General features: G+C 37.0%; 25 protein-coding genes. 7 read left to right on the forward strand and 18 right to left on the reverse strand.

The genetic code is table 11. The annotated features are described in order from the left end of the window. Window positions 1–10: 10 nt before the first annotated feature. From NYE73_RS22145 to NYE73_RS22185, 9 genes are all read right to left on the reverse strand, one after another. Window positions 11–868, reverse strand: coding sequence for a CvfB family protein (locus NYE73_RS22145; protein WP_048394250.1), 858 nt, complete (start codon window positions 866–868; stop codon window positions 11–13). A gap of 29 nt (window positions 869–897) precedes the next feature. Beyond that, on the reverse strand, window positions 898–1,317 hold the full coding sequence (gene mntR, locus NYE73_RS22150) for a transcriptional regulator MntR (protein WP_004231993.1): 420 nt from the start codon (window positions 1,315–1,317) through the stop codon (window positions 898–900). Window positions 1,318–1,439: 122 nt separating this feature from the next. Then, window positions 1,440–1,736: a late competence development ComFB family protein gene (locus NYE73_RS22155; protein ID WP_369700627.1), complete on the reverse strand. Its 297-nt coding sequence runs from the start codon at window positions 1,734–1,736 to the stop codon at window positions 1,440–1,442. A gap of 170 nt (window positions 1,737–1,906) precedes the next feature. Beyond that, window positions 1,907–4,030, reverse strand: coding sequence for a heavy metal translocating P-type ATPase (locus tag NYE73_RS22160; RefSeq protein ID WP_066038024.1), 2,124 nt, complete (start codon window positions 4,028–4,030; stop codon window positions 1,907–1,909). Continuing rightward, a complete protein-coding gene (locus tag NYE73_RS22165; RefSeq protein ID WP_103118897.1) occupies window positions 4,011–4,382 on the reverse strand; it encodes an ArsR/SmtB family transcription factor in 372 nt (123 codons plus the stop codon). The genes NYE73_RS22160 and NYE73_RS22165 overlap by 20 nt, the downstream gene beginning before the upstream one ends. Window positions 4,383–4,524: 142 nt before the next feature. After that, the gene (locus NYE73_RS22170) at window positions 4,525–6,894 is read right to left on the reverse strand and encodes a penicillin acylase family protein (protein ID WP_259950585.1); all 2,370 of its coding nucleotides are present in this window, start codon (window positions 6,892–6,894) and stop codon (window positions 4,525–4,527) included. A 457-nt stretch (window positions 6,895–7,351) separates the two neighbouring features. Next, complete coding sequence (locus NYE73_RS22175; protein WP_259950584.1) at window positions 7,352–8,107, reverse strand: exodeoxyribonuclease III; 756 nt, start codon at window positions 8,105–8,107, stop codon at window positions 7,352–7,354. Window positions 8,108–8,159: 52 nt separating this feature from the next. Continuing rightward, the gene (murB, locus tag NYE73_RS22180; RefSeq protein ID WP_048394238.1) at window positions 8,160–9,074 is read right to left on the reverse strand and encodes a UDP-N-acetylmuramate dehydrogenase; all 915 of its coding nucleotides are present in this window, start codon (window positions 9,072–9,074) and stop codon (window positions 8,160–8,162) included. Between the two features lie 219 nt (window positions 9,075–9,293). After that, window positions 9,294–9,599, reverse strand: a complete 306-nt coding sequence (locus NYE73_RS22185) for a winged helix-turn-helix transcriptional regulator (protein WP_004231981.1) — start codon at window positions 9,597–9,599, stop codon at window positions 9,294–9,296. Window positions 9,600–9,958: 359 nt separating this feature from the next. Between NYE73_RS22185 and NYE73_RS22190 the strand changes: the two genes are divergently transcribed. After that, entirely contained in the window at window positions 9,959–10,486 is a 528-nt protein-coding gene (locus NYE73_RS22190; RefSeq protein WP_048394236.1) for a YceI family protein, read from the forward strand. 34 nt (window positions 10,487–10,520) lie between these two features. Then, a complete protein-coding gene (locus NYE73_RS22195; protein WP_048394234.1) occupies window positions 10,521–10,886 on the forward strand; it encodes a DUF2500 domain-containing protein in 366 nt (121 codons plus the stop codon). A 31-nt stretch (window positions 10,887–10,917) separates the two neighbouring features. Here NYE73_RS22195 and NYE73_RS22200 read toward each other — a convergent pair whose 3' ends face one another. The 3 genes from NYE73_RS22200 to NYE73_RS22210 form a co-directional block, all read right to left on the reverse strand. After that, window positions 10,918–13,278: a bifunctional 2',3'-cyclic-nucleotide 2'-phosphodiesterase/3'-nucleotidase gene (locus NYE73_RS22200; RefSeq protein WP_112116763.1), complete on the reverse strand. Its 2,361-nt coding sequence runs from the start codon at window positions 13,276–13,278 to the stop codon at window positions 10,918–10,920. Window positions 13,279–13,581: 303 nt separating this feature from the next. Continuing rightward, window positions 13,582–14,208: an FMN-dependent NADH-azoreductase gene (locus tag NYE73_RS22205; RefSeq protein ID WP_004231976.1), complete on the reverse strand. Its 627-nt coding sequence runs from the start codon at window positions 14,206–14,208 to the stop codon at window positions 13,582–13,584. 178 nt (window positions 14,209–14,386) lie between these two features. Continuing rightward, window positions 14,387–15,094: a DsbA family oxidoreductase gene (locus NYE73_RS22210; protein WP_112116765.1), complete on the reverse strand. Its 708-nt coding sequence runs from the start codon at window positions 15,092–15,094 to the stop codon at window positions 14,387–14,389. Window positions 15,095–15,219: 125 nt separating this feature from the next. Here NYE73_RS22210 and NYE73_RS22215 point away from each other — a divergent pair, with 125 nt between their 5' ends. Next, on the forward strand, window positions 15,220–16,599 hold the full coding sequence (locus tag NYE73_RS22215; protein WP_066038018.1) for an FAD-dependent oxidoreductase: 1,380 nt from the start codon (window positions 15,220–15,222) through the stop codon (window positions 16,597–16,599). A gap of 41 nt (window positions 16,600–16,640) precedes the next feature. Here the strand turns inward: NYE73_RS22215 and NYE73_RS22220 are convergent, their stop codons facing one another. After that, a complete protein-coding gene (locus NYE73_RS22220) occupies window positions 16,641–17,567 on the reverse strand; it encodes a manganese-dependent inorganic pyrophosphatase (protein WP_054549605.1) in 927 nt (308 codons plus the stop codon). A gap of 425 nt (window positions 17,568–17,992) precedes the next feature. Here NYE73_RS22220 and NYE73_RS22225 point away from each other — a divergent pair, with 425 nt between their 5' ends. After that, window positions 17,993–18,823, forward strand: coding sequence for a GNAT family N-acetyltransferase (locus NYE73_RS22225; protein ID WP_259956452.1), 831 nt, complete (start codon window positions 17,993–17,995; stop codon window positions 18,821–18,823). A gap of 109 nt (window positions 18,824–18,932) precedes the next feature. Here NYE73_RS22225 and NYE73_RS22230 read toward each other — a convergent pair whose 3' ends face one another. Together NYE73_RS22230 and NYE73_RS22235 are read right to left on the reverse strand one after the other, a co-directional pair. Beyond that, the gene (locus NYE73_RS22230; RefSeq protein ID WP_103118902.1) at window positions 18,933–19,799 is read right to left on the reverse strand and encodes a MurR/RpiR family transcriptional regulator; all 867 of its coding nucleotides are present in this window, start codon (window positions 19,797–19,799) and stop codon (window positions 18,933–18,935) included. A 316-nt stretch (window positions 19,800–20,115) separates the two neighbouring features. After that, window positions 20,116–21,345: an MFS transporter gene (locus NYE73_RS22235; protein ID WP_259950580.1), complete on the reverse strand. Its 1,230-nt coding sequence runs from the start codon at window positions 21,343–21,345 to the stop codon at window positions 20,116–20,118. Window positions 21,346–21,549: 204 nt separating this feature from the next. Here NYE73_RS22235 and thrC point away from each other — a divergent pair, with 204 nt between their 5' ends. The 3 genes from thrC to NYE73_RS22250 all read left to right on the forward strand — a co-directional run bounded on the left by thrC (window position 21,550) and on the right by NYE73_RS22250 (window position 24,299). After that, on the forward strand, window positions 21,550–22,602 hold the full coding sequence (gene thrC, locus NYE73_RS22240; protein ID WP_004231969.1) for a threonine synthase: 1,053 nt from the start codon (window positions 21,550–21,552) through the stop codon (window positions 22,600–22,602). After that, window positions 22,599–23,513: a homoserine kinase gene (thrB, locus tag NYE73_RS22245; RefSeq protein WP_259950578.1), complete on the forward strand. Its 915-nt coding sequence runs from the start codon at window positions 22,599–22,601 to the stop codon at window positions 23,511–23,513. The genes thrC and thrB overlap by 4 nt, the downstream gene beginning before the upstream one ends. A gap of 99 nt (window positions 23,514–23,612) precedes the next feature. Next, window positions 23,613–24,299 (forward strand): MtnX-like HAD-IB family phosphatase, encoded by a 687-nt coding sequence (locus tag NYE73_RS22250; protein WP_048394218.1) that lies wholly within the window; start codon window positions 23,613–23,615, stop codon window positions 24,297–24,299. A gap of 55 nt (window positions 24,300–24,354) precedes the next feature. Here the strand turns inward: NYE73_RS22250 and zupT are convergent, their stop codons facing one another. The 3 genes from zupT to NYE73_RS22265 form a co-directional block, all read right to left on the reverse strand. Continuing rightward, a complete protein-coding gene (gene zupT / locus NYE73_RS22255) occupies window positions 24,355–25,164 on the reverse strand; it encodes a zinc transporter ZupT (RefSeq protein ID WP_016992734.1) in 810 nt (269 codons plus the stop codon). 158 nt (window positions 25,165–25,322) lie between these two features. Further along, window positions 25,323–25,931, reverse strand: coding sequence for a phosphatase PAP2 family protein (locus NYE73_RS22260; RefSeq protein WP_048394216.1), 609 nt, complete (start codon window positions 25,929–25,931; stop codon window positions 25,323–25,325). 85 nt (window positions 25,932–26,016) lie between these two features. Then, the gene (locus NYE73_RS22265; RefSeq protein ID WP_255349868.1) at window positions 26,017–26,148 is read right to left on the reverse strand and encodes a hypothetical protein; all 132 of its coding nucleotides are present in this window, start codon (window positions 26,146–26,148) and stop codon (window positions 26,017–26,019) included. Window positions 26,149–26,187 lie beyond the last annotated feature (39 nt).

Raw genomic sequence — 26,187 nt, forward strand, 5'->3', positions numbered from 1 at the left:
AAACCATCCTTTAAATTTCTTCAGTCCAACCGTCCTGTTGTTTCACTTTACCAGCTTTCATTAACGTTCCTAAGGCACGTTTAAATGCCCCTTTACTCATATTAAACATTTCTTGAATCTCTTCAGGAGACGATTTATCACCAAATGGCATTTTACCGCCCACATCCTGTATATACTTTAATATTTGTTGCGCATCATTTGAAAGACGCTCATGTTTTCTTGGTAAAAGTGAGCCATTCATGGAACCATCGTCTTTTACATCAATAATACGTACAACTACATCTTGTCCTAATCGAGGCTCATTATTTCGCTCAGACTCATGCACAAAAATACGGTAAGGAACCTCTACACCTAGCAAAAATGTCCCGATCGGTAACAAACGATATGGGCGTGCTTGGATATTCTTATTGTGCATATCTTCAAATGCACCTTCATATAGCTCCGAAATTTTTTCCTCTGTGGCTAAACGACCAAATAAATCACCGTTACGATCTGTACGTAGTGTCATAAATAAATGATCGCCTGGTTCTGGCCATACCTCTTTTAATGCAGGTAAATCTTCTGCTCTTACTAATACTTCACGAGATGTACCAATATCCACAAAAGCACCTTCACGTTCCACTACTTTCAAGACACGTGCCCAGCCGTATTCACCTTGTGTAAAAGCTGGAATAGCCGTTGTTGCAGCCAAATCTCCACGACGGTCTGCAAATAAAAATACTTCAAGGCGGTCACCTACTGTTAGTGGCTCTGTTACCTCTGAAGCATTTAAAGGTAGTTCTTCAACTCCATTTGTTAAAATCCATTTTGATGCTTGTTGTTCTAATACCGTTAATGTAACGACTTCACCTGATTTTAATGCGTTCATATTGTCTCCCTTTCCTTCACACCATCATTTTAAAGATTGTGCTGTGTCTTAGATGCCTCTAATTTTTTCACGATGTCTGGATTTTCTTCCATTACTTGCACAAGATCTGCAATACGATCGATTGAATTCCAACTTAAATGATGTTCAATTCCCTCTACATCATCATAAATACGTTCTTCATCCACACCAATCATTCGTAAAAACTGCTCGAGCAATTCATGACGCTGCACAAGACGCTTTCCGAGCTTATCCCCTTTAGGCGTCAATGTCAGTCCACGGTACTTTTCATAAACTAAATAACCATCTTTATCTAATTTTTGAACCATTTTTGTAACAGAAGAAGGAAGAACAGATAATGCTTCAGCAATGTCAGACACTCTCGCATATCCCTTGTTGGCAATTAATAAGTATATTTGTTCGATATGGTCCTCCATACTAGGTGTTGGCATATCCTTTTCCCTCTCTTTCCTTTTCTTACTCTCTAGTTTACTACAAGCTTGGCTTAAAAGTTAACTGAAAATACATAGCCTAGAAAAACACTTCCTATACAACTTAAATAGAGCCTCTTCTATTAAGAAGTAGGCTCTATTTTGTGTCGAGGATACTTATTTACCACATGTAACGCATGAATAATCTCTTTATTAATACGCTCAATGTTTCCAGGAGTATTCATTTCTTTAAATGCCTCATCTCTAGCTTCCATAGATGTAACATACTTACTTGGCAATGCATTTAGTGTAAGTGCCACCGTGTCTAATTCACAGATTTCGCATTTACAAAATGTTTGATATTCTGGTCCTCGTAGTAAAAAGCTTACTAAACCACGCACAATTTCTTCTGTAACATTTACTAAAATAGGATCTGACATATTCAAACTTTCGCCTCATTTATATTTAATTGTTACATTACTCCTGAAACTATAATAGCCTTAAAAAAAGTCTTTTTCAAGAATCACAAGTAGCATCTATTCACATAAAATCCCTTGTGTCAAAGCAAGATTAATTTCCTACCTTTTCAGATTGTTCTACACCTTACTTACTACTTTTTTGCTCTAATTAGTCTTAATGAATTAAACACAACTAATAGTGTCGCACCCATATCGGCAAAAATTGCTATCCATAATGTTAACCAACCAGGTATGACAAGTAGCAATGCAATTAATTTTAAAACTAGGGCAAATATAATATTCTCTTTAATGATACGTAATGTTTTTCTGCTCAATCCAATAGTGTAAGGAAGCTTCGTTAAATCATCACCCATTAAGGCAATATCTGCTGTCTCAAGAGCTGCATCCGTTCCTGCTCCACCCATGGCAATTCCTACATTTGCAGTGGCCAATGCTGGTGCATCGTTTACACCATCTCCAACCATTGCTACAGCACCAAATTGTTTACGTAAATCCTTAATCGCCTTTAATTTTTCTTCTGGTAACAAGCCAGCGCGCACATCTGTCATCTTTAATGAAGTAGCAATGGCTTGCGCAGTAGGCTCTGCATCGCCTGTTAACATCACCATATGCTTTACTTTTAAGGCATTTAATTTGTTCAATACATCCTTGCTTTCATGACGTAATTGATCAGCAATTGCAACCAGTCCAATAAGTTGATTATTCGAAACAGCTGCTACTACTGTTTTACCCTGTTCTTGCAGATTCTTAACCTGACTTTCTATATTTTGATCTACAGAAGTTAATGAAGTAGCCCATTTCATGCTACCTACATAAATAATCTGATTATCAACGGTAGCATAGGCACCTTTTCCTGTTACTGATTGGAAATTTGTTGGTATTAGCTCAGATAATTTTTTATCGTGTAATCTATTTAAAATTGCTTTAGCTAAAGGGTGCTGTGACTGTTTTTCTACCGCTGCCACTAGTTGTAACACATAGTCCTCTGACCAGTTTTCAGTCGTTACGATATCTGTTACTGCTGGCTGCCCCTTCGTTAATGTTCCTGTTTTGTCAAAGGCAACAGCTTCAATATGTCCTAGCTGCTCTAAATGAACACCACCTTTGATCAGTACACCTTGCCTTGCTGCATTACCAATGGCTGTAACAATGGCGACGGGCGTAGAGACGACCAGTGCGCAAGGACATCCTACCACTAAAACAGCTAGCCCTTGGTAAATCCAATGCTGCCAATCACCTACTATTAAAGGTGGAATTACAGCTACTAAAAAAGCAATAACCATAATCGCTGGTGTATAATACTTTGCAAAGCGATCTACAAATTGCTGAGAAGGTGCCTTTTCTGCTTGTGCTTCTTCCACTAGATGAATTATTTTAGCGATAGTAGTATCTTCTACACGCTTTGTCACACGTACTTCAAGAGCACCCTCTTCATTTAAAGTCCCAGCAAATACTTCATCATTTACTGTTTTATTTACGGGAATCGACTCACCTGTAATAGCTGCCTGATTGACTGCAGACAACCCACTAATGACTATGCCATCCATCGCAATCTTTTGCCCAGGCTTTACAATCAAAATATCTCCTATTTCTATATCCTCAGTAGGTAACTCAACCTCATGGTAGTGTTCACCGTGGGCTCTTTTGATAATCGCTGTTGGTGGAGCAATATCCATTAATTGACGAATAGATTGACGTGCCTTATCCATTGAATACGCTTCAAGTGCCTCACTCACAGCAAATAAAAATACGACAACTGCCGCTTCTTCCCATTCACCGATAATAGCAGCTCCAATGATGGCGATTGTCATAAGCGTCTTCATATCAAATTCAAAGCGAACTAAATTACGGAAGCCTATTTTAAAAATACCCACTCCACCCACAAGGATAGCTATAATGAACATGGAAATCGGTAGCGGGCTCGATTCCCCATTCATACCCGCAAATAGATAACCTAGAATGACAAAAAGCAATGAAATTCCTGCTAAAACGTTTTCCTTTTTACGATAAAAAGGTGTAGTATTTTCAAGTGCTTTTGCTGCCGATTGTGTAACCTTAATGCCATCAAAGGCACCTGCTTCTTCAATTTGGTCTACACTAATAGCACCGATTACTGTAATTTTAGAAGCACCAAAATTCACTTGTGCATCCTGTACTTCTGGTATAGCCTTTACGTTTTTCTCAAACTTTGCAGCACAACTAGCGCAAGATAAATTTTGCAATCTGTATTCTTGTTTAATTGGTGTCGTTGCCATTCGCAATCCCCTCTTTCGCATGTTCGTAGGCAATTGTTACAATTTGATATACATGCTCATCCGCTAAAGAGTAATACATTTGCTTACCTTTGCGGTGTGATCTCGCTAAATTATTATCTTTCAAATATCGTAAATGATGGGATGCTGTAGCAACTGAAGAACCAATAATAGTTGCAACATCACAAACACATAGTTCATCTTCCACCGTTAAAGCATAGGCAATTTTAAGTCTAGTTTCATCAGATAACGCTTTTAAAAATTTGGCTACACCTGATAAATCAGGCATTTGTTGTTTCACCTTTGTGACTGCTTCTTCATGTACATGCGTCACCTCACATATTTCTTTCGGCATTTTTCTCACCTCATTCAAATATTTGTTTGATTGTTTTCAATGTAACATATTATTCCATCATATTCAAACGAATATTTGAATGTTAGGATGTATATCCTTCAATAAAAAAAGTTAGCGCACTTTCTGTACGCTAACTCTTTTATTACTTCGCTATTAATTGTAATGTTTTCCCTTTTATCTCTTCCTGTTTAATAAATGTTTGATGGTAATCACCATTTGCCCAATCCAGCACCTGATCTTGATACCAATCAGATTTTACATGACCACTTTGACCAGGACCAACAATATGATAGGCTGAGCTTAAATCACCTACATCTACCACAAAACGCCAAGATGCACCGTGATCTACATTACCAGCTAAATCATTATCTGCTGCTTGTACGGTAACTTTTGATCCACCAATAGGAACCTTTTTAGCATTAAAATAGGCTGCAAGAATAGGCGATGCACTTCCTAGTGTATGGTCAAAAGTAAGCTGATGGTAATCACCCCATTGCCATTTCGAGGAATTTTTTCCGAATTGATCTTCTAATTGTGCAATTGTTAGCTCAAATGCCTTGTATATGGTTTCATCAATGCCACCCTGCTCCTCAATCCAAATGCTTTTCTCTCCAGAATAGGCTGTACGTAAGAGCTGGTCTGTAATATTAAACTTCCCATACATGATGCCATACATATCTTCAGGCATTTGATCTTTAAACAAAACTTCCTGTAGCTTAATCATTAATGTATGGAACACAAGTGGTGCACCTGATTCCTTTGCGTCCACCATATCCCACTTCTCTAGCATGGTCATAACCTCGGCATACTTCCCATCCTGATCTTTTTCTTTTAAAGATGTTAATAAATCAGGCAGAAATTCTCTTGCGTAGAGGTTGTGCTGATCCATTTGCAAAGCCATCATATCTTCTACTGTAATCGCATCATTTGCCTCTAACACTTCTTTAATTCTTTCAAAACGATAAGGTTGCGCCCAGAAATCAGTTATGTGATAAGGGTAGTCCTCTCCTATTACTTGGTTATTTGCCGTTGCAATAAAACCTTCTTTTGGATTCACTAGAGTTGGTAATTCACCCCATGGGATAAAGCCCTTCCAGCCATAGTCACTCGAATCACCTGGAACTGGTAATTGGCCCTCACCTTGCTTACGAATAGGTATTTGACCATTAGCTTTATAGGCAATCGTACCGTCTTTTGATGCAAATACAAAATTTTGTGCTGGCGCTTTAAAGTCTTCTAATGCTTTTTCGAAATCACCCCAAGTTTTTGCCTTATTAAAACCAAGCACTGCTCTTAGTTCAGCTGTCGGTTGTAGTGCTGTCCACTGCATCGAAAATTGTGCGGTTGGCTCTGTATCTTTAAAAGCTAAATCTGTCATTATAGGGCCGTGACGTGTAACAACGACTTCAAAATCTACCGTTTCTCCATCTTTTACCTTAATTGATTCGTCGCGCACCTCTGCTTGTTCCCACTTTCCATCGTATCGAAATTGTGTTGGATTATCTGGATTTGGTATTTCAATATATAAATCCTGTACATCTGGACCCACATTGGTTACCCCCCAAGCAATTTCATCATTATGGCCTAAAATAATACCTGGAATCCCTGCAAAGATAACGCCACTAACGTTTTGCTGTGGTGATTGCAGATGCATTTGATACCAAATAGATGGGGTGCTTAACCCTAAATGTGGGTCATCTGCTAAAATAGGCGTTCCTGATTTCGTTTTATCACCTGAAACTACCCAGTTATTACTTCCGTTAAATTCGTTTGGTAGCATTTCCGCACTGAATTGCCCAGCTACTGCTACAGGATTTTGGATATTGGCCTCGATAATCGCCGAAGCATTTTCTGGATATTTAATAAATAATTCTTTTGCCTTTTCTTCATCAAAATTCTGTAGTGCCCAATGACGAAAAGCTAACGTATTCCAATTTCCACCCAGATCATAGGCCATATATTTTCCAATGGTTAAGGAATCAACAACTGTCCACTCCTCGGGTTCATAGCCTAACAAAGCGAATTCATAGCTTAGTGTATTGCTTTCCTTTGCCTGTGCAATAAAAGCATTTACTCCTTCGGCATACCATTCAAGTACTTGTTTGCTTTCGTCATCATAGGCAGCTAATGATTTCTCTGCAGCATCTCGTAAGCTAAATGTACGGAAATGTTTGTCAGTATTAATCGTTGCTTCTCCAATAATTTCAGATAGTCGACCACTTGCCTGCCTTCGTGCCAAGTCCATTTGAAATAGTCTATCCTGTGCTTGGACATAACCTTGTGCACGATACAAATCAGCATCTGTTTTGGCAAAAATATGCGGAACCCCTTTTTCATCTCTCGTGACTGTCACATCCTGATCCAGAATAGTAACAGCTAATTCACCATCAATCACCGGCTTAGATTTATTCATAAACCATGTAAATCCAATAAAAGCCACAAGAGCCAAAGCAGCTATTATCCCAGCTATGACAATGAGCCACTTTTTCCAATTAAACTTTCTCTTCCCCACTGAATAACCCCCTTTTTGCACTATATTCCCGTACTACCTTCCCAAACCCGCTTTGAAACGCAAAATTTTTTAGCGAAATTTCTTATTTTATGTATATAAAATTGTCTCTAAATACAAAATTTTATATTTATCCGCTATTAGAATAGTATAATCAATAGGAATTATGAAGGCTACTGAGTAATGTTAAAAATTCGTATGTTCATAGAGGTATAATGATTCTATAGAGTATATTTTCTTTTATCTTCTCTCGTGGAGCGGACTTATATGGTGGAAGCGGATTCCCACATGATTGGAGCGTTCTTCCCTACTTTAGGGCGGGTTCCCATGTGATTGTAGCGTCTACTCCTCACTTTGAAGGTACCCCCTGGCATTGCCAAATCTCACATTTTTAAAAGTCACCTTATTAAGTTACAAATACAAAAAATCGTATTTCCATTTAGAAAATACGATTTAAGTACTAGCATTGTAATTGCAATTCAATTGGACAATGATCACTGCCCATAATGTGTGGGTGAATTGTTGCGCTTTCAATTTGTTCCTTCAATTGATTGGATACAACAAAATAATCGATACGCCAACCAATATTACGTTCACGCACTTTATTCATATAGGACCACCATGTGTAGTGGTCAGTTTCCTCGGGATGCTTGTATCTAAAAGAATCTACAAAACCGCTTCCCAATAACGCTGAAAATTTTGCTCTCTCTTCATATGTAAAGCCCGAATTTCCAATATTAGATTTTGCATTTTTTAAATCAATTTCCGTGTGTGCAACATTTAGATCACCACAATAAACCACTGGCTTCTGACTATTTAGTTCTTGTAAATAGCTAGCTAAACGATCCTCCCATTGTAAACGTAATGGTAACCTCGCTAAATCACGCTGTGCATTTGGAGTATAAACATTTACTAAATAGAAATTCTTATATTCTAATGTTATAATTCTGCCTTCATCCTGAGAATCTTCGGCGCCCACCCCATACTTAACAGACAATGGCGTGTGTTTCGTGAAAATTGCTGTTCCAGAATACCCTTTTTTCTGCGCGTAATTCCAATACTGCTCATAACCTTCGATAGAGAGCTCAACTTGTCCAGCCTGACATTTTGTTTCTTGGATACAAAAGAAATCTGCATCTATTTGATGAAAGAACTCTAAAAAGCCTTTACCTAGACATGCTCGTATCCCATTAACATTCCATGATATAAATTTCATTTTATCCACACTCCTAAAAAAACGCCCTTCGGCTTATGCGAAGGGCATCCTATTATAGATCGTCACCAACAATTTTGACTTCCGTCTCTAATTCAACGCCAAATTTTTCTTTCACTACACGTTGAACCATTTGGATTGTCTTAATATAGTCTGAAGCAGTAGCATTTCCTTTGTTGACAATAAATCCTGCATGCTTGGTAGAGACTTCAGCATCACCAACACCTTTACCTTGTAGGCCACTATCTTGAATAAGTTTTCCAGCAAAATGACCAGGTGGGCGTTTAAATACACTTCCAGCAGATGGATATTCTAAAGGCTGTTTTGATTCACGTTGGAAGGTTAAATCAGCAATCTTCGCATCAATTTCCTCCTGTACGCCAACCGCTAATTGAAATTCAGAGGACAGCACATAATAACCCTTTTTGGCAATAATGCTTTGTCGGTATCCTAGCTCAAGGTCTTCTTTACCTAATATTAAAATGTCCCCTTCTTTTGTTAACACCTTCGATGAAACAATAATATCTTTAATCTCACCGCCATAGGCACCTGCGTTCATAGCCATTGCTCCGCCAATTGATCCAGGAATACCACATGCAAATTCAAAACCTGTTAAGGATGCTTGCGCTGATAGCTTTGATACATCTTTGATCAGTGCACCACTTTGAGCATATACATGCTCACCAGTAATACGAATCTCATCTAAGCGTGAAAATGTTACAACGATTCCTCTATGACCGCCATCTCGAACAACCATATTAGATCCGTTACCTAACATTAATAAAGGAATATTATTTATATATGCATAGCGAATAACGGATGCCGCCTCTTCTTCTGTTTCAGGAAGAACAAAAACATCTGCTTTGCCACCTAATTTTGTCATTGTGTATTGCTGTAATGATTCATTTAACTTAATATTGGCAGGATTAATACTTTTTGCTAAATCCATCGCCCATTGTTCTTTTGTCATGAGAGCTAATTCCTTTCTAACGTCCTTCTTACTCTACACCAGTATGGATTTACAACCCCAATTTGACAAGTAAAATGAAGGGTATTTTTATCTCATATTAAAAGACAGGTAAGACCTGTGCAGAGATGATGAATATTATAAAGAAAATTGACAGTCATTCCAAGTGTCGTTTTTAGGACACTATTTCATTGTATTATCTAGTAAAATAATCCATTCACCCTAGAGCCAACTACTTGCCCATGTTTCGATATTGCGGATAGCACCTTCAAGTGCCTGACCTTTATCTGTTAATGAATACTCAACGCGTACCGGTACTTCTGAATATACTTTACGTTCAACAAGCCCCTCTTTTTCAAGCTCCTTTAAACGTTCTGATAATAAACGTCCACTGACAGGTAGTGCAGATTCGATTTCATTAAAGCGCTGTGGTCCATCTAGTAATTGATATAATATTAACCCTGTCCATCGTTTTCCGATTAAATCCATTGCTTTAGCTAAACGAGGACACAAAGTTGTCTCATTCATAATTTTTCACCTCTATGTAACTATTGTAACGATTAATGCACTAAATGTAAATTTGAAGTAACTTATTTACGTAAAATAATCTATTAACTTTTATATATTTAATTACAAATAGTAACTCACAATTTCAATGTTGGACATATCTAACAAGGGAACATAAAATGTCTTAGACTAAACGCTATCTTAATAAAATGCACATATTTCCAATAATATGCCTATTCGATTTTAAATATGTTCTGTTTCATGTTCACAGATTACACTTTTATAGAGGGAAATACTTCCACATTTATAAAAAACTCATTGAATATGCGATTTGTTTACTTTATCATTCGTTGTAGAATGCTGTTTTAGGAGGTTTTCAAATGAAAAAATATGCTATTGATTTCAGTCATTCAACGATCGGGTTTTCCGTAAGACATATGATGATTTCTCGTATTCATGGTACGTTTGAATCGTACAGCGGTGAAATAGTTACATCCAATATCGAACAAATGCAGGATGCAAACATTTCTATCACGATTACAGTGGCTAGTGTCTCCACCAAGAATCATGATCGTGATGTCCACCTTGTGTCTCCTGACTTTTTTGATGCAGACGTCTATCCAAAAATAGTATTTACCTCTACATATATTGATAAACTTGATGATAAAAATTTTGCTATTCATGGTGATTTAACCATCAAAAACATAACAAGACCTATCGTATTTACAACAGTATATACAGGAAAAGGTGTGAATCCATGGGCACAAGAAGTTTTTGGCTTCCAAGCTAAAGCCCAAATTGATCGTCGTGATTTTAATCTAGTCTACAATACCTTTTTAGAAACAGGTGGTGTATTGATTAGCGATGAAATAGACGTGATAGTAGATCTTGAATTAAATCCTCTTTAAGTATTGTTTCTACCTTAAAGAAAGGGAGGAATTTATGTTTTGGTTTGATAATGATTTTTTATTTGGCTCTGCTTTTATTACCATCATCTTCTTTATTGTTTTTGGGAGCATAGCCTTTATGATTGTAAACGGTATTATCACTTGGTCTAAAAACAACCGTTCACCAATATTAACGGTACCCGCTAAGGTTGTGACAAAGCGTACGAATATACGTGGGGGATCTAACAATTCTGGGGCATCTACGTCCTACTACGTTACGTTTGAAGAGCAAAGCGGAGAACGGCATGAACTAAAGATGAATGGCTACGATTATGGTCAGCTTGTAGAAGGTGATCTTGGCATTTTAACCTATCAAGGTACACGGTATCATTCATTCAACAGACATAAAAAAGGAGAGTAGCGATTATCGTTACTCTCCTTTTCCTATTCTTTTATTTAATTAAATATTTAGCAAATCCAGCTTCTGTATCTTCTAAATATTCAATACCACTACCTGCTGGTATGAACTTTTGTGCATCTTTTGCAGATAGGTAGATAACCTTTGTATTGGCTGGGAACGGTACAAATGACCAGTTATTATCCGCAGCTGGGTTAATTGTTTTATTCGCCATAATATAATCTACAACAGCTTGTCGATTTTCATAAGCATAGTTAGTTATGTTAGAGCCTTCTGCATTTTTAAATGTCGCCCCATATGATCCACCAACACGATAATTGTTTGTAATGATGATGAATTCTTGTTTTAAATCGATTGGTTTACCATTATATTGTACATTCTTAATACGATTTGCCTTTTCATCAGTAAGATTACCGCGGCGGTCATATTTTGCTGGCGATGTGACATCAATTTGATATGTTAAGCCATCTAACACATCAAAGTTATAAGAACGTGCTTCTGCATCGATAATATTTTGCTCTTCTGTTTTAGTCGGATCAATTGTTGCGAAAATACCAGCAGCCATCTCTAACCACTCGATTGCTTGTGCGCCTGTCACTTTAATCGTAGCAACAGTATTGTCATAATGATAAATGTCGGCCATATTTTTAATAGCAAGCGGTCCTACAGGAATATTTGTATAATCTAATGGATTATTACGTGATCCTGCTTTGAAAGGTGCTCCTGCTGAAAGAATTGGTGTCTTTTCATCAGCCGTACCCTTTAGCTCTTGTTCGATAAACCATTTTTGAGCTTGTGTTACGATTTGAATGGATGGATCATCTTGCACCATTGAAAAATAACTATGGATTGGTGCAGTTGTTTCTCCAACAGGCTGACGGATATACGTTAATGTGCCATCATGTGCCTCTTTAATAGCCTCTAAAACCGTTGTGGATGGTTGTAAACCTTCTTGCTTGATCGATTGCAATGAACCTTTACCATCTACCACTACCCACTCAGATCCTTGTTGTTCTAGTTTTAAATCAATTACACCAAGATGACTACCATAGCTACCTGCCATAACAGTAGGAACACCATGAATTGTACCCTTTTCTTGGTCAACATCTTTCAAATCCTTATAGTCACCAGGGAATGTTAAATGAGAGTGTCCTGTAATTAAAGCATCAATACCATCAATTTCTGCTAATTGGTAACCAACATTTTCAGCACCCTTCACATAAGTATCTTCACCGATACCTGAATGTGACAGAACGACAATCACGTCTGCTCCAGCCTTTTGCATTTCTGGTACTACCTCTTTCACAGCTTCGACTGGCTCTTGCATTTCAACTTTACCTGCTAAATGAATGGCATCCCATTCAACAATTTTCGTTGGAACAATCCCTGTTACACCAACTTTAAGTGTATGTTTTTTACCTGAACTGTCTACCACTTCTTTATCAAGAATGACATAAGGTGTAAACATACGTTCTTTTGTTTTTGCATCATAGGTATTAGCATTTACGACTGGATACTTTGCATCGTTTAATACTTCATCTAAAAAGTCTAGACCATAATTAAATTCATGATTTCCTAAAGTTCCACCATCGTATTTCAATGCATTAAGTGCAGCAATAGCTGGATGAACTTCACCTGGCTTTAAAACACTTTCTAATGCTTTATATGAGCCAAGTGGTGTGCCTTGAATTAAATCACCATTATCAAATAGTAATGTGTTTGGATTTTTAGCTCTTGCTTGCTCAATTAGTGTTGCTGTATTAGCTAACCCAAGCTCTGATGATGGAGCATCTAAATAGTAATTGTAATTAGCTAAATTGGTATGAATATCTGTTGTCCCTAAAATCTGAAGATCAACTGATACACCAGTTGAAGGTGCTTTGTATTCTGCTACAAAGCGCTCCACAATACTCTCCATCTGTTCCTTTGTCACATAGTCACGAGGACGAATAGTATTATCCTCAAATGCTTGTAAAATGTTTGCTGCAACAGCATTCGCTAAATCTTGTTTATATGCCGTTGCAATTTGATCTGCATCCTTAAATTGCTCTAAAACTTTGAGGGAAGCGTTTTCACTAACAAGTCCACGAGCAGAGATAACAAATGCTTGCTGACGTGTTAATTTGTCATCTGGGCCAAATGTCGTTGCTGTTTTCCCTTTAATAAGTTTTAATTGAACAGCTTTTTCTACATAAGGTGCTAAATCCTTAGAGACATCGTTAAAGGCAAGCGAAGAGCCGTCACCCATCTCTACATCTAAATTTTCTACTAATTCTTTTACATAATCTGCGCGTGTTACATCATTGGAAGCAGCATCAGCAGAAATTCCAAATGGTATAAACGCGAAAAGGACTAGTAACGTCGCCAAGAAATTAGTTATTAATTTCTTATTCATACAACAACCTCCTTAATAATCTAGTATTTTCCTACAAATTCTATTATATTAAAACCATTCTAATTTTTACTGAATATATAGTCCTAATTATATGTATTTTTAAAAGAATGGTTAATTACTTTCCCTCCAAATCATAGATTTCTACTATTCTTTATTTTTCTATTAAATAGGATGTTAGTAAATGTAAATTCAAAATAATTAGTTACTGTCAATATGTCCGACCTCCATACCACACCATACATCTGTTAACAAAATAAAAAAAGTCCTCCCAAAATTGAGAGGACTTTTAATAAAAAATAATTTTTATGCATTCACAGTTTGTAGTGATTGAGCAACCTTTTTCACTTCTTCTAGGCCATTTGCAATAATTTCTTGCGCTTTATCTGGTGAAGCATTGTGACCTTCAATAATCACTTCTTCAATAACTTTCATCCCGAATACGCCACCTACTACATTTTTAATGTAGTTTACTGACATTTCCATTGGTTGAGCTTCAGGTGATGAATAGTAGCCACCACGAGCATTTAAAATAATCGCTTTTTTGTCAGTCATTAAGCTAATTAATTGACCATTTTCGCCATATTTGAATGTGAATCCTGCTTGGTATACATAGTCAATAAATGTTTGTAAAGGTGCTGGAATTGTTAAGTTCCATAGTGGGAATGCAAATACAACTAAATCAGCAGCAGTTAATGCATCCATTGCTTTTTGTTTTGCAGCTAATAGACGTGATTCAATGTCTGTTAACTCTCCACCATTTTGTACTTTACCAAAAGCATTGAAAAGATCTTGGCCAAAATAAGGCATATCTTCTGCAAATACATCAAAAGTTGTTACGTTGGCACCTTGTACATTTTCCATGAAAGTATCATACATTTTTGTTGAAATACCGTCTGGACGGTTGTTAGCTTTTACTACTAAAACGTTCATTATATAAAATCTCCCTTAAATTTCAAAATCTAATATCTCGAATTCAAGATATGTGTTTATCTTAAAAAATTTCATCTAAAATGTCAATGCTACTTGCCTCAGACTTTTGACTGAAATATTCTATCTTTCATCCATTCTAACAAGAGGAGTTGAAAGCCTTACTCCTCTCTCTAGTAAGCTAAAATTTACAGTTATCGTCAGTACAAATACCCGCATCACCTGTGCCAGCCATCTTTAGCGATGGTTGTAAGCCCTCTTCTTCAGCAACTTTACGCAATGTATCCTCAAATACCTCCTGCGGTTGTGCACCTGAAATACCATATTTACGGTTTAAGACAAAGAACGGTACCCCTCGTACACCAAGCTGGAGACCTTCTTGAATATCCGCTTCTACCTCATTTTTATAAACATCATCAGCAAGAACCTTTGCAACTTCTTCACGCTCTAGGCCCACTTTCTCAGCTATCTCTAATAAAACATCATCTTGACCGATACGCTTTCCTTCAATAAAATGACTGTGTAAAAGTGACTCCACTAGAGCTGTAACATCTCCCTGTTGTTCAGCCCATTTTACAAGCCGATGTGCTTTTAGCGTATTCTCTTCCATCAAATTGCTAAAATCGTAGTTTAGCCCTACTTCTTTCGCACGCTCTGTTACACCCACTGTCATTTCCTTTGCCTTCTCTAAGGACATTCCATATTTCTTTGCCAATGATTCATAGACAGTACTATGCGAATCTATTGGAGTAGTTGGATCTAGTTGGTAGCTTTTATAGACAAGCTCCACCTGCCCCGAATAGCCAGTATCCTCAATCGCTTTCTCTAATTGTTTTTTACCAATATAACAAAATGGGCATACATAGTCAGACCAAATTTCAATTTTCATTTCATACTCACTCCTTTTGCTACATTGTAGCGATAGTTGAAATCACAAGGCAATTTTAATGCCTCACTGCATAAATTTTCAAGTTCTTCTACATACTGAATACAAAAACAATGTGAGGTTTCTATATGACACAATCTCTTTGGCTTGCTACAACTGAGTCTGTCTCTTTATCTTCTCTTACTTCCTCAACAACATGCGATGTATGTATAATCGGTGGTGGCTTAACTGGTTTATATACTGCCTATACTTTAGCAAAAGCAGGTGTGGATGTAGTTCTTCTCGAAGCAAATACCCATTTTGGTCACGGTACGACAGGGCATTCAACAGGAAAATTAACAGCCCAACATAGCATTGTCTATGCAAATCTTTTAGAAAAATTATCTTTAGAAGAGGCACAGCTTTATTATCAACTGAATCAACAAGCCATTGATAAAGCTAGACAAATACTCCCACCAGACAGGGTTCGTTCGGTGGATTCACTGTTATACTGTCAAACAAAAGAAGGCTATGCACAATTATTAAAAGAATGGAATGCCTATAAGGTTTTAAACATTAAGTCTAACCTTACCTCTGACACAGAGCTCCCATTCCCTATTACAAAAGCTTTATGTATGACACAACAAGCACAAATAAATCCTGTTGAAGTAAGTAATTTTCTTGCGAAAGAGGCGCAGAAGATGGGCGCAAAGCTTTATGCAAATACCCGTGTTCAGCAATTAAACATACCACAGAATAACTTATATACCGAAAAAAATATGTCGGTTCAATATAATAAACTTATTTTATGTTCACATTATCCCATTGAAGCATTTAAAGGGCTTAAACTTTTTAAATTATCCAATAGTCGCTCCTATATGGTTGCTAGTAAAACCTCTGAGACTATGCAAGGTCAATATTTATCAGTTGATTTTCCTTCCCGTTCGATACGGACTGCCACGATCAATCAGGAAAATTATTTAGTCTTAGGAGGGGCGAATCATATCGCTGGCGAGACCGTTCATACTGAGCCATATTATGAGGCCATTTCCAATGAAATGAAGGAGCATTTTGAACAACAGCCACTTTATCGATGGTCAGCCCAGGATATAGAAACACCTGATATTGTCCCTTATGTTGGGAGAATTACAAACTCCTTACCTAACGTATTAATTGCCACTGGCTATCGAAAATGGGGAATCTCCAATTCCTTTGTCGCAGGTGATATCTTATCGTCTCTTTTAACAGGCTCAAAGATTGAAGAAGGTGCTATCGCTCTTTATTCACCATCACGTACTAAATTCGGTGCCCAATTCATGCAAATGCTGAAAGTAGGAGGCTTTGTTGCCAAGGAATATATAGCTGGGTATATGAGGAATGCCACTGCTCCAACCTGTACTCATTTAGGCTGCAAAACAAAATGGAATGAAGCTGATGAAACATGGGATTGTCCTTGCCATGGTTCTCGTTTTAACGCTAAGGGTGAGGTGCTTGAAGGCCCTGCTGTACAGCCATTAAAACTTGATTAAAAAAAAGAGGCTGTCTAAATAGACAACCTCTTTTGTATTTTTTATTTTAGAGCTTCTGTTAATACTGGAACAATTTGTTTCTTACGAGAAACAACACCTGGTAATACAACACGGTTATTGATAAGATCAGCACCGAATCCTTTTGCTGCTGCTTCTGCTACTTGCCCTATTGCAACTGCTGTTGAATCATTATTTAAAATGTCAGTCACAACGAAGAAGAATAGATCTAAGCCATTTTCTGCAACATTTTTATTGAGTAGGATTTCTAACTCCTCTTGACGATTAAGAACATCATTAACATCAACTGCATTAACTTGAGCTACAACAGATTTGTACTCACCAAATTGGAACTCTTTTGCATCTAATGATAATAAATCTTCTAATGATTTATCAGATAAATCAGCACCTGCTTTTAGCATTGCTAAGCCATACTCTGCAATTTCCACACCAGCAATTTTTGCTAGCTCTTCACCAGCTTTTACATCTTGCTCTGTGCAAGTCGGTGATTTGAATAATAATGTATCTGAAACAATTGCAGATAACATTAAACCAGCAATGTTCGCAGGAATGTCTAAACCGTTTTCGCTAAAAATTTTCTTAAGAATAGTAGCCGTACAGCCTACTGGTTCTGCACGATAATATAGTGGATCAGCTGTTTGGAAGTTGGCGATGCGGTGGTGATCAATTACCTCTGCAATTTGCACTTCCTCAATACCGTCAGCCGATTGTTGGAATTCATTGTGGTCTACTAGAATAACTTTGTCCGCTTCACCAACTACAGAAGAGATTAAACGAGGCGCTTCAAAGCCAAATTTATCTAATGCAAATTGAGTTTCATTATTAACATCTCCAAGACGTACCGCCTCAGCTTCTTCACCAATTTGCTGTTTTAAATAGGCATATACAATTGCAGACGTGATTGTGTCTGTATCTGGGTTTTTATGTCCAAAAACTAATACTTTACTCATTGAATTAATTCCTCCTAAAATGGCACTTACATTTATATTTTATTTTATCATACCTTATAGCCTGACAAGTGATAAAGTGAAACTTTGGAACAATTTCGCCTCAGCGTATTTGCCATTGACCTTCACTCTCGAAATAACATACAGGCTTAATTGCGGTTAACCTGTATTATGCAAATATAATGATAGCGCTCTAAATACATACTTTTCAAATAAGATATCTATATTATAACTAGCTTAAGTTGCTATGTATACTTTTAATAGGTCTAATTACTTCTATAAAATTCTCTATTTTTACCAACCTATTTTTAACATTCAATAGTAAAAATGCCTCTTTTTTATAAAATAATTAGTTTATATAGATATTTAGTTGGGTTTTCATATTTAAGTCATCATAATTTTATGCTATCATCAGGTAGTCTATATTTTTGGATATTCAGGAAATGGGGATTACGATGACGAAGAAGATAGAAAAAAAGTACATTCCTTTAGCTAACTATTTTGATGTAGCTTTACAACAAGAAATTACTTTATCCTTTGGTGAATTAGAAAACATTATGGGACAAGCATTACCGAACGCTGCCTACTTAAATAAAAGCTGGTGGAAAAAAACTAAGCCCCCTCTCTCACATTATTTATCATGGACAAATGCAGGCTATTATGTCATTGATGTTAAACTAGGTTCTAGTGTATCTTTCTCACGTACGCAAATGAAGTCTACCGAAAACAACACTTCTAATAGTGAGGAGAATTCATCTGCATACATAATACGAGGAATTGAAGCATCTGATGCTAGATCATTCATTCATTTACAAGAGGAGATTTTTCAAGAAACTGACTTCATGTATAATGTTCAAAACGAGCTAGATCTCACTGTCCAACAACTTCGTAAAAATTTAACCTATTGGAAGCAATTAAAAAACCGTACTATACTACTTTGTGTACTAAACGGAATTTTTGCGGGTTATGCGGTTATTCATGGATATAAACAATCAAAAGCTAGACATGTTGCCTCTATTCGTTTAGCTGTGAAAGAAGAGTATCAGCAAAAAGGTATTGGCTCCGCACTGATGAAAGCTGTTGAAAGTTGGTCTAAACAACATGATATTTCCCGTTTAGAGTTATCTGTTATGGAGCATAACAATGTAGCTTTACACCTCTTTACAAAGCTAGGATTTCATCAGGAGGGCATTCGAAAAAATGCCATTAAATTAAATGATACTTATATTAATGAATATAACTTGAGTAAAATTCTATAATTCACTTTTCCTAGATGTCTAAATACTATTTGGACATCTTTTTATATAGAAAATTTCAAAAAAATACGCATAGATAGTGTGTTTCAACAACTATCTATGCGTATTTACATTAAAATACCTGCTTTTCTCTAATAGCATCTAAGAATAATACATTACTTTCTACTTGCTCATACAATTGCTGATATTTATCATAGTGGTCTTTATCCTGGCTTATCATTTCCTCTATCAACGCATGCAAAAATGAAATCAAGACTGGGGCAATGTCTAGAGAAGAATGATTCTTGGTACCGAGGGTAAATAATGCACTGGCATATTCTCGAATAGGCGAAAATGCAGAACCTGTAATGGCAATAATTTTCACTTTCTTTACCTTTGCAATTTCAACAATCGTTTTAATATCCACAATCTGTTTATCAAAAGATAGTACAATTAAAGTCGTATGTTCGCCCATACTGTTTATTTGATTCACTAAATCATCTGAGTCTAAACGAAGCTGCTTAATATTAGCACGAAGTGTTTTCAATGTATTAGATAGCCAATTTGCAACAGATGCATTGTGACGAGTACCTAGAATATAGATATTGTCTGCTTCATGCATCCATTTTGAGCATTTTTGGATCTGCTGATCGTTAATCAAATGAATTGTTTCTTGAATATTTTGGCTATCTCGTTGCATCACCTTACCAAAGCTAGAATTAGTCAGCTTCTTAGCAGTATATGTAGGCTGTAGATTTGCACCTACATCTTGAGACATTATAAAGCCTCTAACTTGCTCTTGTAGTTCTACATACCCTGACAAATCCATAGCATAACAAAATCGAATCACGGTTGATTCACTTACATTAGCCAATCTGCCAACCTCTGCTGCTCCATTAGCAATTACTGTTGTGGGATTATCCATTACAAATTGTGCTACTTTACGCTGGCCCTTTGACAGCCTTACAAACCTTTTCTTTATATCTTCATGAATACTCATTCCTAACAACCTTTCTTTCAATGACCTTATCACGAACGGGAGATTGTTTCCTACTGACTCAAAATTCGATTAAAAATACAGTATCACGATTACAATTTGAATACAATGACTTTTCTGAAAAATCTTCATCGCATTAACCTGCTAATAAAACAATTTGATTTACTCTTTAACCATTTTATATTGATTTGTCATTTTAACAAATAAATCAGTAAAATCGAATAAAAATTAATAAAAGCTAATTTTTATGTATTATTTAAGCGAAATCAGACAAAAACGTCCTGGATCAATTCTTTGATCCAGGACATTCTATTTCATACTATTCTAATTCAAGCTGCTTCGTTTCCTTACCAAGGAAGATGACCCCTACAACACCGATAATAATCGCTCCACAGAAAATGGCAAAGATAAAACCTATATCATAGCCTGCCGTTAATAAAAACCCAACGAGCAACGGCCCAAAAATACCACCAATTCGTCCAACCGCTGCTGCCATACCAGCACCTGTTCCACGTATAACCGATGGGTATTGTTCGGGTGTATAAGCATATAATGCTCCCCAAGCCCCCAAGTTAAAGAAAGATAAAAGCATCCCTGAAGTTAGCAATACGGCTAAAGTATCTGCATTTCCAAAAATATAAGCACTCGCTGCAGTACCAATTAGATAGGAAACAAGGACAAATTTACGCCCAAACTTTTCTATAAACCAAGCGGCTGTAAAGTAACCTGGTAATTGAGCTAAAGTCATGATCAAAACATATTTAAAGCTTGTAATCATGTCAAAGCCCTTCCCTACCATCACACTTGGCAACCATAAAAACATGCCATAATACGAAAATACAACCGTAAACCATAATAGCCACAGCATAAATGTAGAACGAGCATACTTTTTTGACCAAACCTCTTTCATATTTTGACCAATGCTCCGTTTTTTCGCTTCTTCCTTCACCGTAAATTGAGGTGAATCTGGCAAATGCCAACGAAGATAAATAGCATAAAACGCTGGAAGTGCTGTTAGTATAAGGGCTACTCGCCATCCCCATGTGGGAATAACAAAATACGAAATAATTGCCGCTATTAACCAACCTGCTGCCCAAAAGCTTTCAAGTAATACAACCACACGACCTCTTTCTTTGGCAGCCACACTTTCAGATACAAGTGTTGAAGCTACAGGCAATTCTCCTCCTAGCCCCATCCCTACTAAAAACCGTAAAATTAAAAATGCAGTTAATGTTGTTGTAAAAGCGGATAAACCACTTGCAATAGAAAAAAGGACAAGTGTCCACATAAATATTTGCTTGCGACCTACTTTATCAGCAAACACACCAAAAAAGAGAGCTCCTACAGCCATCCCGATAGAATTTATACTACCAATCCAACCAGATTGACTTGGTGATAGTCCCCACTCAGCGGCCAATGCTGCAATGACAAAGGATAATATACCAACGTCCATTGCATCGAAGAGCCACCCAACCCCCGCTACACCCAATAACTTATTTCTGGAAATGGATTGCTGAGGTTTCTTTGTTACTACTGTATTTATTGTCATTCTAACCACCTGTCTTTACACATGACTTTACATTACAAGATTACTATACAGTTGTTTCAAGAAAGTGACAAGTACTATTCAAATTACCGAATTGTTTCGACAATTAATGAAATGGTATTGAAATAATAGTGCTATTTGCGTTAAAATGTCTTTTATACAAAAACAACTGTTCTTTCTATAAGAACAAAAGGAGATCGTTACGTTATGTGGAAAGGCCTTATTGAAGAATATAAACAATTTTTACCCGTAACTGAAAATACACCTGCTTTAACTTTAAACGAAGGCAATACGCCTCTTATACATTTAGTGAACTTATCTAAGAAACTAGGCATTGAGCTTTACGGAAAAATTGAGGGTGCAAATCCAACTGGCTCATTTAAAGACCGAGGAATGGTATTTGCTGTTGCAAAAGCTATCGAGGATGGAAGTCAATGCGTTATTTGCGCTTCTACAGGAAATACTTCCGCTGCTGCGGCTGCCTATGCAACTCGTGCAGGCATCCAATCAATCGTTGTTATTCCAAAAGGTAAAGTTGCTCTTGGAAAGCTAGCACAGGCAACAATGTATGGGGCAAAGATCATTGAAATTGATGGAAACTTTGATGATGCACTCAATATCGTTCGCCAAGTAAGTGAAACGACACCAGTTGCACTTGTTAACTCTGTAAACCCATACCGTATCGAAGGTCAAAAAACGGCTTCGTTTGAAATCGTAGATGCCTTAGGTTCAGCACCTGATTATTTGTGTATTCCAGTTGGGAACGCAGGTAATATTACTGCATATTGGAAAGGGTTTAAAGAATATCACGCTGCAAAAAATTGTGGTCTACCAAAAATGTATGGCTTTGAAGCTGAAGGTGCTGCAGCAATCGTTAAAGGTGAGCCAATTGCTAATCCTGAGACAGTGGCAACTGCCATTCGTATTGGCAATCCTGCGAGCTGGACATTGGCAGAAGCTGCTCGAGATGAATCTGGTGGTATCATTGATTCTGTTACAGATGAAGAAATTGTAGCAGCCTACAAATTAATCGCAAGTACAGAAGGCATTTTTGTTGAGCCTGGCTCTGCTGCTTCTTTAGCTGGTGTTATGAAATCTGTTGCAAATGGAAAAATCCCTCAAGGCGCCAAAGTTGTAACAATCTTTACAGGGAATGGCCTGAAAGATCCTGATACAGCCATGAATGTATCCACTGTAGAGGTCGTATCCCTTAAAAACGATGAAGAAGAAATTCGTGCATATATTGAGGGTGTACTATGAGTAAAATGTGGCAAATCTCAGTTCCTGGAAGCACAGCCAACTTAGGTCCAGGCTTTGATTCAATAGGACTTGGCTTGTCTCTTTACTTACAGCTTTCTGTTACCTTGCAAGAACAATGGGAAATTATTCATCTTGATGATAATGGTCCTAAAGAGTTTGAGCTTGAAGAACACTTACTATACGTCATTGCTAAAAAAACTGCAGATCTAAATGGTCAACAGCTACCGGCTTGTCGTGTGGAGATGGCTAGTGAACTTCCATTGGCACGTGGACTTGGCAGCAGTGCAGCAGTTATTGTTGCAGGTATTGAGCTTGCTAACCAAGTCTGCGAGCTGGAATTAACAATTCAAGATAAACTCAATCTATCTTCACAAATTGAAGGACATCCAGATAACGCAACTGCTTCAGTTTTAGGAGGATTAACGATTTCTTCGATGGATGACAATGGCATAGTCGATACATTCCACATCAATGATATCGATGCCTCCTTTGTGGTATATGTACCAGATGTTGAATTAAAAACAAGCGAATCCCGTTCTGTTTTACCAGAGCAATTTAACCGTTCCTATGCTGTTCATGCCTCAGCAAATGCAAATATGTTAGCCGCTTCTTTAATGACGCGAGATTTTGAACGTGCTGGGCGTTATATGGAGGAAGATTTATTTCATGAACCGTTTCGTGCAAAGCTAATTCCTGCTTATGAAGAAATTCGTATGGCTGCAAAATCGAACGGTGCATACGGTACTGCTCTAAGTGGCGCTGGACCAACAATGATTTCTATTATTCCTTCTGCTATTGCCTCTGACTTCGTTGAATTAATGAAAAAGCAATTCCCAGAGCATCAAATTATTTTAACAAATGCTGATGAACATGGTGTACAAGTCAATGAATGTGTGAAACGTCTACTTTAATAGTAGGCGTTTTTTCTTGAAAGCAAGATTGGATAAAACTAATATTATAGAAGTATAGAATTAAACTTTTTATACGCGCTTTCCTAAGGAGGAATTATTTTGAAACCCATTATATTCTGTGATTTCGATGGCACGATAACAGAAACAGATAACATCTTTTCACTTATGACTGAATTTGTACCAGAAGAATCTGAGAAAATTGCTCAAGCGATGATGGAACAAACCATTTCATTTAAAGATGGGCTATCAGCAATGTTTCACCTACTTTCTACTCATCAAAAAGATGAAGTCATTCAATACCTGATGGAGTCGGCAGTCATACGTGAGGGATTTGGTGATTTTGCCCGCTATGCTCAAAACAACGATATTCCATTTTATATTGTAAGTGGCGGAGTTGATTTTTTCATCGAGCCTTTAGTTGAAAAATTTGGTCCTTTTTCAGGCATTTACTGTAATAGAGCAGATTTCTCTGGTAAACAAATAGAATTGATCTACCCAAATAGCTGCGATGAGGAATGCGCTAAATACAACACACAAGGATGCGGCTGCTGTAAACCAAGCGTAATGCGGAAGGTTGCCAAGGAGGATCATTATAAAATTGTAATTGGTGATTCTCTATCAGATTTTGAGGCAGCTAAACTAGCAGATATTGTTTTAGCTAGAGATCATCTTATCCAACGCTGTGAAGAGCTTCATGTTCCATATAGACCTTTTACCACATTTCATGATTGTCTAAAAATAGTACAAGAGCTAGTGGAGTCAAAAGAAGCTGTTGTTACACGCTAATAGAAAAAAGAAAAAGGAGCCACTTTTACAAAGATGTCTCCCTTTTCCTACTTACTTATGCTAATAATACTAAGCTAATGGCCATGACTGCCATTCCCCCTACTAGACCATACATCGACAAATGTGTTTCATCATATCTTTGTGCAGCCGGTAGCAATTCATCTAGTGAAATAAAGACCATTATCCCTGCAACCCCAGCGAAAACGATCCCAAACATGACATCTGTTAAAAAGGGCATAAGAAGCAAAAAAGCTACTAATGCGCCTACAGGCTCTGCCAATCCTGATAAAAAGGATAATTTAAAGGCTTTCCTTCGATTACCTGTTGCAAAGAAAATAGGAACAGATACAGCAATGCCTTCTGGAATATTATGAATAGCAACTGCAATGGCAATAGCAATTCCTACATTCGGATCATTAATAGCTGACATAAATGTAGCGATCCCCTCAGGAAAATTATGAATGCCAATCGCCAGGGCTGTAAAAACGCCCATCTTCATCAAATGTTCTTCATTAACCTGTGGTTTGATGGCATTAACATCCTCTACCAGCTTTACTTCATGAGGATTAGTTGCCTTCGGAATGAATTTATCAATTAAGGCAATAAACAACATCCCACCGAAAAATCCAAGGATTGTCATCCAATAGCCATTAGTTGTACCTAATGCATTGGTTAAAGCATCTTTAGCTTTCACAAATATTTCTACAAGGGATACATAAATCATCACCCCTGCTGAAAACCCCAATGCTAATGATAAAAATTTTGTATTTGTTCTTGATGTAAAAAATGCTATTAAACTACCTACACCTGTTGCAAGTCCAGCAAACAGAGTTAATCCTAATGCCAGTAAAACATTTCCGTCCATACCCTTCTTCCTTTGCTCTTTTTCTTATTGTACTCATCTTAACGTAGAAGTTTCCTATACGCAATTCTTTTTTATGAGGCAAATATCATTCTTTACAATGTCTCGGTAAAATGTAAAAAAGCAGTATCTATCATAAGAAATAGATACTGCCTGTCTTTTTATTTATGATTAGATTGAAATAAACGTTTACGCCGTTCGTACCAAATGACACAGATGATAAACCAAGTATAGCCGATGCTCCAACCAGCAAGTACATCTGTAGCAAAATGTCGAGCTCCTGCAATACGTGATAAACCAATAAGCACCATTAAAATTGTTGCCCCAAGCCACAGAAGGATTTTACGTCCTTTACTACTATTCTCCGCTAAAATATAAGCAAGTGTAAATAAATAAAGTATACCAGTCATCGAATGTCCAGATGGAAAACTAAAGGATGTCAGTTGATCCTCAATTTCAGGTCGTGGACGCTGCTCCCATTTTTTTAGCAATTGGTTCAGAACATTGCCTGCCGCAAAAGTTAGGACAACAAATAGCATACCTCGATAATTTTTTTCCTTCCAAGCTAAATACACCATTAAAACTACTGCAACAGCAACAACAAATTTAGGCTCACCTATATAATGAAAAATCTCAATAAATCGATTACCAAAAAAAAGCTCTGCCATCTTTGCATCAAATGTATTCATCAGCTGACTTTGATAGGTGGCTCTTAATACAATAAAGACAATTAACGTTAAGACTGCTAATGGATATGCCCATTTTTTCATTTTTTCACCTCAAAAAACATTCATGCTATGTCCTTCACATCATAACACAAATAAATCTTTTCTGAATGAAATATAGGCCATCATTTTAAGAAAGGTATACACCATTGACCTCTTGATAAATAGTGACTGATTCTTCTTCTGGTTTGTTAAAGTAATTGGAAACGGCCAATGCAACAATGAATAAAATGGCTACTATAGGTAGTATTCTTCTAAACATCCTAAACACTCCCTTATTCTTTTACTAGTCCAAATTTGA

Origin of the sequence: Lysinibacillus sp. FSL K6-0102 (assembly GCF_038003545.1) — a bacterium.
GTDB lineage: Bacteria > Bacillota > Bacilli > Bacillales_A > Planococcaceae > Lysinibacillus > Lysinibacillus capsici.